Genomic DNA, 9,294 nt, shown 5'->3' on the forward strand with positions numbered 1-9,294 from the left:
TGATCGTGTTCGTCGGAGGGTTGTTCGGCAAAACGGCGTTGTTCTTGGCAATGCTGTTCGCCATCGGCATCAACGTCTACACCTACTTCAACAGTGACAAGCTGGCGCTGCGCGCCATGCATGCACAACCGGTGTCGGAGGTGCAGGCGCCGGCGATGTATCGGATCGTGCGTGAGCTGGCCACCAACGCCCACCAGCCGATGCCGAGGCTGTACATCAGCGACACAGCGGCGCCCAACGCGTTCGCCACCGGCCGCAACCCGCGCAACGCCGCGGTGTGCTGCACCACCGGGATCCTTCGCATCCTCGACGAGCGCGAGTTGCGTGCTGTGCTGGGCCACGAGCTGTCGCACGTCTACAACCGCGACATCCTGATCTCCTGCATCGCCGGTGCGCTGGCGTCGATCATCACTGCGCTGGCCCACGTGGCGATGTTCGCCGGAATGTTCAGCAACAACCGGGACGAGGAGAATCCGTTCGCATTGATGTTGGTTGCGTTGCTGGGGCCGATCGCGGCGACGGTGGTGCGGTTGGCGGTGTCACGTTCCCGGGAGTATCAGGCCGACGAATCCGGGGCGATGCTGACCGGTGACCCGCTGGCGTTGGCGTCGGCGCTGCGCAAAATCTCAAGCGGCGTGCAAGCCGCGCCGCTGCCACCGGAACCGCAACTGGCCAGCCAGGCACATCTGATGATCGCCAGCCCGTTCCGGGCCGGGGAGCGGATCGGGTCGCTGTTCTCGACGCACCCACCGATCGCCGACCGGATCCGCCGACTCGAGGAAATGGGCCGCAGCTGATCCCCGTCGTCACATCAGCCTCGCAGCTCACTCGGCCAGAAGACATTGCCACTCGTAGTTTGATCTCGCATGTGATATCACCCGAGCGTGAATCACTACACTTACCGAGTTGAATGGTCACCGACCACCAGCGAATACGTGGGTCGATGCATCGAATTCCCGTCGCTGTCGCAGTGGGCGCCGACTGCACAGGACGCGATCGCTGGCGTCGAGCAAGCTGTTGACGAGCACATCGCCGAACGGCGGCGGGAGGAGTTCGACGTCCCAGCCCCGCTCACCGAACGGCAGTACGGCGGCAAATTCGTAGTCCGGACGTCGCCGGCACTGCACGCCCGCCTCACCATCGAAGCCGCGGAACAGAATGTGTCGATGAACCAATGGGTGGTCCAGAAGCTGGCGGACCGTCCGCCTCCCTCGCCCGACTGGTGATATCGCATAAGACATCAGTTCTCAGCACCATGTCATGGTCGGTTGTTGGTGCGGAGGTGACTTCTGTTGCCGGTGAACGCTAGAACCCGGCGCCGTGCACCTCGTGTCCGGGCGTCTCGGCCGCCAATCCGCGATAGGCGTCTTCGACGGTGGCGCCGTGGTTGATCACCGCGTCGACCTCGCGGGCGATCGGCATGTTGAGTCCGTACTTGTCGGCGAACTCCATCACAACGCTGGCGGCCTTGACGCCTTCGGCGACCTGGTTCATCGATTCGATGACCTCGTCGATCGGTTTGCCCGCGCCGAGCTGCTCGCCGACGTGCCGGTTGCGGCTGCGTTGGCTGGTGCAGGTGACGATGAGATCACCCATGCCGGCCAGCCCGGCGAACGTGTCGCGCTGCCCGCCCATCGCCTCACCGAGCTTCGACATCTCCCGAACCGAGCGGGACATCACCATCGCGCGGGTGTTCTCGCCGATACCCAGCGAGTAGCCCATGCCAACCGCGATGGCGTAGACGTTCTTCAGCGCGCCGGCCATCTCCACGCCGAGCACGTCGTCGATGTTGTAGACGCGGAAACGCTTGGTGCGGAACAACTGCGCGAGCCGGGCGGCCAGGTGCTGGTCGGGCATCGCCAGCACCGCTGCGGCCGCGTAGCCTTCGGCCACTTCCCGGGCGATGTTCGGGCCGGCCAGCATGCCGGCGGGATGGCCGGGCAGCACTTCGTCGACGATCTGCGACATGCGCATGTTGGTGCCCTGCTCGAGGCCCTTGACCAGTGACACCACCGGAACCCAGGGCCGCAGCTCGGCGGCCAGCTCGGTGAGTACCTCGCGGAAGCCGTGCGACGGCACGGCCATGACCACGACGTCGGCGGCCTGGGCGGCCTCCGCGAAGTCGGTGGTGGCGCGCAGGCCCGCGCTTAGTTCGACCTCGTCACCGAGATAGCGGGAGTTGCGGTGGTTGTCGCTGATGTCCTTGGCGGTTTCCTTGTTGCGCACCCACTGCAGCGTCGGTGCGCGGCGGGCGCAGATGGACGCGACGGTGGTGCCCCACGAACCCCCACCCAGAACGACGACATTCGGTTCGCGCATTGCAGCTGCCATGGCGATCAGCGTATTGCCGATGGCGGACGTATGACCGGGAGTTGAGCAACTAGGGATGCGATGTCAAATTCAGGTGTTATCCAGCTGTGCAATTAATAAGGTAGGAAGATGGCGGCCAACGCGGCAAGCCCGCCACCGGTCCGGCCCAGAAGCCCGCTTCGCCGGTCGACGTACACTGCGGGACTGCGCTGGTACGCGACCGTTCCGGTACGTGACAAGCACTTCGGCCAACGGGTCGCGCGTCGGCTGCGGGTACTCAACCTCGCGACGTTGTCAGCGGCGGTGCTCTCCACAGGATTCGGCCTCAGCTTCGGGCTTGTCACCGGGCTGGGCCTTCGGCGCGTCGCGGTCACCTACCTTCTACCCGCACTGGTCTTTGCGTTGGTGCCGCTGCTACACCGGTTCGGCGAATTCGCTGCGCCGGTGACATTCATCGGCTGCACCTACGTCACGATCTTCGTCATTTGCTGGTCGGTGGGTACCGGCTCGGGCCTGCAATTCTATTTTCTCGTGACGGCTCCGCTTGTGGTGTTGCTGCTCGGTGTCGAACACATCGCGCTGGCGGCTAGCCTCGCAGCCATTGGCGCTGCGCTTGCGGTCACGTTGCAAGTCGTTGTTCCGTACGACACCGGGATACGGCCGGCCTGGGCCGTCACCTTGAACTTCGCGTTCGCATTACTCGCGGCCTGCGGAATGGTCGTCGCGACGGTCTGGTACGCGCTGCGTGAGATGTCCCGCGCGGAAGAGGTCATCGAGCTGGAATACCAACGATCCGAGTCGTTGCTCGCCAACATCCTGCCCGCCAGCATCGCGGAGCAGTTGAAAGATCCGGACGTCGACATCATTGCCGACAAGTACGACGACGCCTCGATTCTGTTCGCCGATATCGCCGGCTTCACCCAACGGGCCAGTGCCACCAATCCGGCGGATCTGGTCCAATTCCTCAACCGGCTCTACACCGAGCTCGACCGGCTGGTCGATCGCCACGGCCTGGAGAAGATCAAGACCAGCGGTGACTCCTACATGGTCGTCAGCGGTGTGCCCACCTCGCGGCCCGACCACCTCGAGGCGCTGGCGAATCTCGCGCTCGACATCGCCGATACGGTGGCGAACCTGCGGGATCCGAACGGCCGCCCGGTTCCGCTGCGCATCGGTCTGGCCGCCGGCTCGGTGGTAGCCGGCGTCGTCGGCGCGCGCCGATTCTTCTACGACGTCTGGGGTGACGCGGTCAACGTCGCCTCACGCATGGAATCGACCGATCGTGAGGGCCGCATCCAGGTACCGCACGACGTCTACGAACGACTCACACACGACTTCGTCTTCGAGGAACGCGGCGACGTCGAGGTCAAAGGCAAGGGCGTTATGCATACCTGGTATTTGATCGGGCGCCGAAACGCCGACATCGGCCGTGTTGCGGCGGTCGATAGCTGATCACCCTTGTACGAGAAACTGCCCGACCGGCGCATGTCCCAACACCATCGCCTCGTCGATCCGGTCGAACCGGTAATCGATTGCGTCGGCGAAGTAGTTCTGCCGCACGTTCCACGGCCGCCGCGTGCCACTCTTGGGCAGTGCGTGCAGGTTGCGCAGCACATAACCCGCCTGGATGTCCCAGGCGGGTTTTTCCGGCATCGGCTCGTCGCCGCGATGCGGGTATGCGTGTGTATATCCGTGAGAGCCCATGTGCGCCAGCAGTTTAGCGGTCGCCCGCGCGGTCATGTCGGCGCGCAGCGTCCAGGAGGCGTTCGTGTAGCCGACGCACCAGAACAGGTTGGGCACGTCTTCGAGCATGTGTGCCTTGTAGACGAAGCGGTCCTGCGGCTTGATCTCGGCCCCGTCGATGGACAACGAGACACCGCCGAGCGCCTGCAATTGCAGGCCGGTGGCGGCGACGATGATGTCGGCGTCGATGTGGCCGCCGGACGTCAGCACGATGCCGGTGGCATCGAGATGGTCGATGTGGTCGGTCACCACCCCGGCGCGGCCCGCACTGATCGCGACGTAGAGGTCGGCGTCCGGAATCAGACACATCCGCTGGTCCCACGGCTTGTAGCGCGGTTTGAAATGGGTGTCGACGTCGTAGCCGTCCGGCAGACTGCTGACCGCCCTTGTGCGGATCAGCCACCTGACGAATCGCGGGAGTTTGCGTGACAAGAACCAGAACACCGCTTCGGTCAGCGCGCTGTACATCCGGATGGCAAGGTGAGCGGCGCTGCGGGGCAGGACTTTACGCGAGACGGCAGCAAACCTGCCGTACTTCGACGATGCCATCAGGTAGGTCGGCGACCGCTGCAGCATGGTGACTTTGGCGGCTTTCTGCGTCAACGACGGGATGAGTGAGACCGCGGTCGCCCCGCTGCCGATCACGACCATCTTCTTGCCGGCGTAGTCCAGATCCTCGGGCCAGTGCTGCGGATGAACCACGGCGCCACCGAAGTGCTCGGCGCCGGAAAAGTCGGGCAGGTAGGCCTCGTCGTAGTTGAAATAGCCGGATCCGAAGAACACGAACCGGGCGCGGTAGGCCTTGAAGCACTGACCTGCCGCGCCGTCGTGCTCGGCGGTCACCGTCCACGTGTCGGTTCGCGAATCCCAATCCGCCGACCGCACATGGCTGTTGAACCGAATGTGGCGGTCAATGCCGTGCCTGCGGGCGGTCTCTTCCAGATATTCGCGGATATGCGCGCCGTCGGCTACGCCCTCCGCGCGGGTCCACGGCTCGTAGGGAAAGGACAACGTGTAGATGCTGCTGTCCGAACGCACACCGGGATACCGAAACAGGTCCCAGGTGCCGCCGATCTGCCCCCGCCGCTCCAAGATGGTGTAGGTCAGGCCGGGGTTGCGCTCGGCGATCCGGTAGGCGGCGCCCAGCCCGGAGATGCCGGCGCCGATGATGACGACGTCGAAGTATCCGGCCTCGTCAGGGGTCACTGTCACCGCAAGCCTCGCTTCGCCGCTGCTACCGGTAGTTCACGAACTGCAGCGCCACGTCGAGGTCGGCGTCCTTGAGCATCGCGATGACAGCCTGCAGGTCATCGCGCTTCTTGCTGGTGACACGCACTTCGTCGCCCTGGATCTGAGTTTTGACGTTCTTGGGCCCCTCGTCGCGGATCAGCTTGGTGATCTTCTTGGCGTTCTCGCTGCTGATGCCCTGCTTGAGGTTGCCGGTGATTCGGTAGGTCTTACCGGACGGTAGCGGCTCGCCGGCGTCGAAAGCCTTCATCGAGATGTCGCGACGTATCAGCTTCTCCTTGAACACGTCCACCGCGGCTTTGACGCGCTCTTCGGTCGACGACGTCAGCTCGATGGTCTCTTCACCTTTCCAAGCGATCTTGGTGTCGGTGCCGCGGAAATCGAAGCGGGTGGCCAGCTCCTTGGCGGCCTGGTTGAGGGCGTTGTCGACCTCCTGGCGGTCGACCTTGCTGACGACGTCGAACGAGGAATCCGCCATGGTTTCGTCCCTTCTCATCGATGATGACCGTTTGTGTTCTGTCTACTCGCTCGTTGTACTCTGCTAGGCGTAATACCCACGGCAGGTTGCCCGAGCGGCCAATGGGAGCGGACTGTAAATCCGTCGGCTTACGCCTACCCAGGTTCGAATCCTGGACCTGCCACCCTTTCACCAGCGGCGACGCGGCCGAGGGCGTGACCGACGTATTCGGTGAACTCCTCGGTGAGGCGGTAGGCCAGCGTCATGCTGTCGTCGGCCTCGCCTGCGCCGACAGCCGCCTGCAGGGCCCCGTGCCGCGTCAGCGCCACCAGCCCGTGCACCAACGCCCAGCTCATCAGCGCCAGCGTCGGTGTGTCGTCCGACGCGCCGGTCAGACGCTGCACCGTCGAGGTCAACTGCCCGATCGCTTGTTGTTGTGCAACAACAAGTTCCGGGTCACTTGCGTGCAGGTGGTCGGGGGCGAACATCAACTCGAACAAGGCGGGGTTGGCGAGGCCGAAGTCGATGTAGGCCGCACCGAGGGCCGCGAGCTGTCGGCGCGTGTCCGGCTCGTCCGCGCGGGCCAGCGCGCGTGACAGCGCCAGAAATCCTTCGGTCGCGATGGCCGTCAGCAGACCGGCGCGATCGCGGAAGTGGTACTTGGGGGCAGCATGCGATACGCCCGCGCGGCGCGCGACCGCCCGCAGACTGATCGCGGCGGTGCCGTGCTCGACCAGTTCGGCGCGGGCCGCTGCCAGTAGCGCTGCACGGACACCGTCTCGGGCTGCTGGGGTCATGACCAGAAATTCTCACCCGTCTACTTGACAGTGTCAAACACTGCTGGCAGGCTAGTCCCAGTTTGACAGTGTCAAACAGACCTGCCGACAAAGCAGACTTCACGGAAATGGAACCGCTATGTACCACGCAATTGTTAAGCGCATCGCCACACAGAACTTCGAACGGGTCAACGACCAGGACTATGACGCACTGCTCAAAGATTGTGCCCCCGATATCCGGCACCGCTTCGGCGGTCAGCACGCCTTAGGTGGCGAGCGCCACGACCGCGACGCGCTCAAGCGCTGGTTTGAACGATTGGGCCGCCTGGCGCCGACCCTGAACCTCGAGGTGCAAGACGTCTGGGTGAAGGGCTGGCCCCATGACACCACGATCATCATCCGCTGGACCGCAACTCAAACCCTTGTCGACGGGTCTCCCTACCAAAACCACGGCGTGCATGTCGTGCGGATGCGGTGGGGCAAGGTCGTCGAGATCGACGCCAATGAGGACTCGCAGGTCGTTGCCGAGTCTCTGAAAGTTCTTGCGGCGCATGGCGTAGAAGAAGCACTCGCCGCGCCCATCGTCAGCTGAACGACATCACACCCAAGGAGCCCGCCATGTATCACACCTTGTCCACGTTGGAACCGCGGTCGGTGCGTCACCGCCCCGCACCAGACCCTGGCATGCGGGTCGGCGACCCCGAGCGCGAGCGCACGGTCGACCGCCTCGGCCAGGCGTTCAGCCAGGGCTACCTGTCGATGGAGGAGTACGACACGCGTCTGCAACAGGCCGTGCAGGCCGACACCGCCGGGACGCTCGACCGCTTGCTCGACGACCTGCCGATCCACCGCATCGACCGGCGAGACCCGCGCCGGCGAGCCCGGCGCATCGCCGCAGCCCGCACGGGTGTCAAGATTCACCTCGCTGCGTACCTTGCGATGTGCTTGATCGTCCTGACTGTTTGGACGGCGGTCGCCCTTACCGCCGGAGCCTGGTACTTCTGGCCGGTCTGGCCGATCCTGGGCGCCGGTATCGGCCTGGTGTCGCATGCGGTGCCGATTCGTCAATACACACGCCGCCGCAGCTTGAGCAACTGATCCCGGCAATCCGACGTCCGGCGCACCCCTTCGCGGGTTAGTGTTTCGGGGCAGTCAACACCAGGAGGGACAATGGGCGACTACAAGGTCGTGGTGGTCGGCACCGATGGGTCGGAGTCGTCATTTCGTGCGGTGGACGAAGCCGCGAAGATCGCAGCCGAGTCCGACGCCAAACTCATCATCGCCTCGGCCTTCCTGCCAGAAGACAACGACCAGGCCGCCGAGCCCGATCAGCCCAAAGACGACAGCTACAAGACCCAGGGCAACGCGCCGGTCTACGCGCAGCTCCGCGAGGCCAGTGACCGCGCAAAGGCTGCCGGCGCCAAGGACGTCGAGGAGCGGCCGATCGAGGGCGCGGCGGTCGACGTGCTGGTAGACCTCGTCGAAGAAGTCAACGCCGACCTGTTGGTCGTCGGCAACGTCGGCCTCAACTCGGTCGCCGGGCGCCTGTTGGGCTCGGTTCCGTCGGCCATTCGTCACCGCGCGAAGACCGAGGTGTTGATCGCCGAGACGAAAGACTGAACCCCGGCTCAACGTGACGCCCTTCGTTACACCCAGTTCTCGGTCGCCGAGGCTCTGCGCCTGATTTTCCCGGCGTCGACGGCGCCCAAGTCGATCGCTTCAGTGACGATGGCGCGGTCCAGCTGGCGCAGCGCGTGCAGCGCGGTGAGCAGTCGGCGAGTGTGAGACCCGGGCTCGGGATCGTCGTCGGCATGCCGGGCCAAACTGTCGGCGGCGTCCAACAAGTCCGCCGCCGCGACGACGGTGGCTTGATGGTCGCGGATGGTTTCCAGCGCCTCGATGTTGCGGCGAATCTGTTCGGCGGCCGAGTCCACGACGCGGATCAACTGCGGGGAGGCGTTGTCGTACCGTCCGCTGTTCCACGCCAGGGTCCGCCCGTAGCGGTCGCATGCGGTGAGCACCCGCAGCCCGCGGCGGATGCTGCGCCGCCCGGAAATGCCGGCGACCCCGGCGGTCAACGGCTTGGCGGTCGCGCGGAACTGCTGCAGATTCCGGTCGAGCTCGCGGGCCTTCTCGATCGGGTTCCCGGGCGGATCGTCACCGAAGATCGTGGCCACCGACGTTTCGATCAGTTCGGCCAACGTCGTCAGAAAGGCGTGGGCGTCGTTGCGCACCGCCGTTTGCGTGTTGCTGGGCAACACCAAGATTGCGACTGTTACACCGATGACGGCGCCGATGCCGGTTTCTTCGATCCGCAGCATCAGCAGGCCGAAGCTGAATTCACCGAGCAAGCCGTAGAGCAACGCCAGCATGGTGGTGATCCAGAAGGTCATCAGGCCGTAGGCCACCCGCATGAAGTACATCGAACAGAACAAGCACACGAAGATCAGCACCAGCGACACCATCCGGTCGCCGGATACCAGCGTGGCGATCAGCACCCCACAGGGCACACCGAGCGCGGTGCCGAGCAACCGCTGCCACCCTTTGGTGAGGGTTTCGCCCCAGGTGTTGGTGCCGGCGAAGATCACGAACGCGGCGATCACCGCCCAGTACCAGCGCGATGGCGACACCAACTCGCCGACGACGATCGCCAAGGAGGCGGCGACGGCGACCTGGATGGCTTGACGAGTCGTCGGCCGCAGCCGCTGTCTGCCCTGGCCGCTAACAGAAGGGGCCGGCGGCGGCGGCGATTCCCCGATG

General features: G+C 64.8%; 11 protein-coding genes and 1 tRNA gene. 7 read left to right on the plus strand and 5 right to left on the minus strand.

What is annotated here, in order from left to right; genetic code table 11:
* Positions 1 to 797: zinc metalloprotease HtpX (gene htpX / locus WA317_RS00245; protein WP_425171120.1), on the plus strand; the 797-nt coding region annotated here is incomplete at its 5' end.
* An 87-nt stretch (positions 798 to 884) separates the two neighbouring features.
* Positions 885 to 1,226: a type II toxin-antitoxin system HicB family antitoxin gene (locus tag WA317_RS00250; protein WP_425171121.1), complete on the plus strand. Its 342-nt coding sequence runs from the start codon at positions 885 to 887 to the stop codon at positions 1,224 to 1,226.
* 79 nt (positions 1,227 to 1,305) lie between these two features.
* Here the strand turns inward: WA317_RS00250 and WA317_RS00255 are convergent, their stop codons facing one another.
* Positions 1,306 to 2,331, minus strand: a complete 1,026-nt coding sequence (locus tag WA317_RS00255; protein ID WP_425171122.1) for an NAD(P)H-dependent glycerol-3-phosphate dehydrogenase — start codon at positions 2,329 to 2,331, stop codon at positions 1,306 to 1,308.
* A gap of 108 nt (positions 2,332 to 2,439) precedes the next feature.
* On the opposite strand from WA317_RS00255, the gene WA317_RS00260 reads away from it, so the two are divergent.
* Positions 2,440 to 3,762 carry an adenylate/guanylate cyclase domain-containing protein gene (locus WA317_RS00260; RefSeq protein ID WP_425171123.1) on the plus strand — a complete coding sequence of 441 codons (1,323 nt, stop codon included), beginning with the start codon at positions 2,440 to 2,442 and terminating at the stop codon, positions 3,760 to 3,762.
* Here WA317_RS00260 and WA317_RS00265 read toward each other — a convergent pair whose 3' ends face one another.
* Both WA317_RS00265 and WA317_RS00270 read right to left on the minus strand, forming a co-directional pair.
* Complete coding sequence (locus WA317_RS00265; protein WP_425171124.1) at positions 3,763 to 5,265, minus strand: flavin-containing monooxygenase; 1,503 nt, start codon at positions 5,263 to 5,265, stop codon at positions 3,763 to 3,765.
* A gap of 22 nt (positions 5,266 to 5,287) precedes the next feature.
* A complete protein-coding gene (locus tag WA317_RS00270; RefSeq protein ID WP_425171125.1) occupies positions 5,288 to 5,779 on the minus strand; it encodes a YajQ family cyclic di-GMP-binding protein in 492 nt (163 codons plus the stop codon).
* An 80-nt stretch (positions 5,780 to 5,859) separates the two neighbouring features.
* Between WA317_RS00270 and WA317_RS00275 the strand changes: the two genes are divergently transcribed.
* Positions 5,860 to 5,942: transfer RNA gene (locus tag WA317_RS00275), tRNA-Tyr, on the plus strand.
* On the opposite strand, the gene WA317_RS00280 is transcribed toward WA317_RS00275, so the two are convergent.
* On the minus strand, positions 5,914 to 6,555 hold the full coding sequence (locus WA317_RS00280; RefSeq protein WP_425171126.1) for a TetR/AcrR family transcriptional regulator: 642 nt from the start codon (positions 6,553 to 6,555) through the stop codon (positions 5,914 to 5,916). The genes WA317_RS00275 and WA317_RS00280 overlap by 29 nt on opposite strands.
* A 118-nt stretch (positions 6,556 to 6,673) precedes the next feature.
* Between WA317_RS00280 and WA317_RS00285 the strand changes: the two genes are divergently transcribed.
* The 3 genes from WA317_RS00285 to WA317_RS00295 all read left to right on the plus strand — a co-directional run bounded on the left by WA317_RS00285 (position 6,674) and on the right by WA317_RS00295 (position 8,154).
* Positions 6,674 to 7,126, plus strand: coding sequence for a nuclear transport factor 2 family protein (locus tag WA317_RS00285; RefSeq protein ID WP_425171127.1), 453 nt, complete (start codon positions 6,674 to 6,676; stop codon positions 7,124 to 7,126).
* Positions 7,127 to 7,218: 92 nt separating this feature from the next.
* The gene (locus WA317_RS00290) at positions 7,219 to 7,632 is read left to right on the plus strand and encodes a DUF1707 domain-containing protein (protein ID WP_425171128.1); all 414 of its coding nucleotides are present in this window, start codon (positions 7,219 to 7,221) and stop codon (positions 7,630 to 7,632) included.
* Positions 7,633 to 7,704: 72 nt separating this feature from the next.
* Entirely contained in the window at positions 7,705 to 8,154 is a 450-nt protein-coding gene (locus WA317_RS00295; protein WP_425171129.1) for a universal stress protein, read from the plus strand.
* Between the two features lie 26 nt (positions 8,155 to 8,180).
* On the opposite strand, the gene WA317_RS00300 is transcribed toward WA317_RS00295, so the two are convergent.
* Positions 8,181 to 9,294, minus strand: a 1,114-nt coding sequence (locus tag WA317_RS00300; protein ID WP_425171130.1) for an FUSC family protein, incomplete at its 5' end; no start/stop codon positions are given.

Origin of the sequence: Mycobacterium sp. (assembly GCF_049802695.1) — a bacterium.
In the GTDB taxonomy this organism is placed as follows: Bacteria; Actinomycetota; Actinomycetes; order Mycobacteriales; family Mycobacteriaceae; genus Mycobacterium.

Bases quoted from the DNA above. Each gene is read 5' to 3' on its own strand.
- WA317_RS00285 (WP_425171127.1), top strand. From the start codon at position 6,674: ATGTACCACGCAATTGTTAAGCGCATCGCCACACAGAACTTCGAACGG.
- WA317_RS00260 (WP_425171123.1), top strand. From the start codon at position 2,440: ATGGCGGCCAACGCGGCAAGCCCGCCACCGGTCCGGCCCAGAAGCCCG.
- WA317_RS00295 (WP_425171129.1), top strand. From the start codon at position 7,705: ATGGGCGACTACAAGGTCGTGGTGGTCGGCACCGATGGGTCGGAGTCG.
- WA317_RS00270 (WP_425171125.1), bottom strand. From the start codon at position 5,779: ATGGCGGATTCCTCGTTCGACGTCGTCAGCAAGGTCGACCGCCAGGAG.
- WA317_RS00255 (WP_425171122.1), bottom strand. From the start codon at position 2,331: ATGGCAGCTGCAATGCGCGAACCGAATGTCGTCGTTCTGGGTGGGGGT.
- WA317_RS00290 (WP_425171128.1), top strand. From the start codon at position 7,219: ATGCGGGTCGGCGACCCCGAGCGCGAGCGCACGGTCGACCGCCTCGGC.
- WA317_RS00280 (WP_425171126.1), bottom strand. From the start codon at position 6,555: ATGACCCCAGCAGCCCGAGACGGTGTCCGTGCAGCGCTACTGGCAGCG.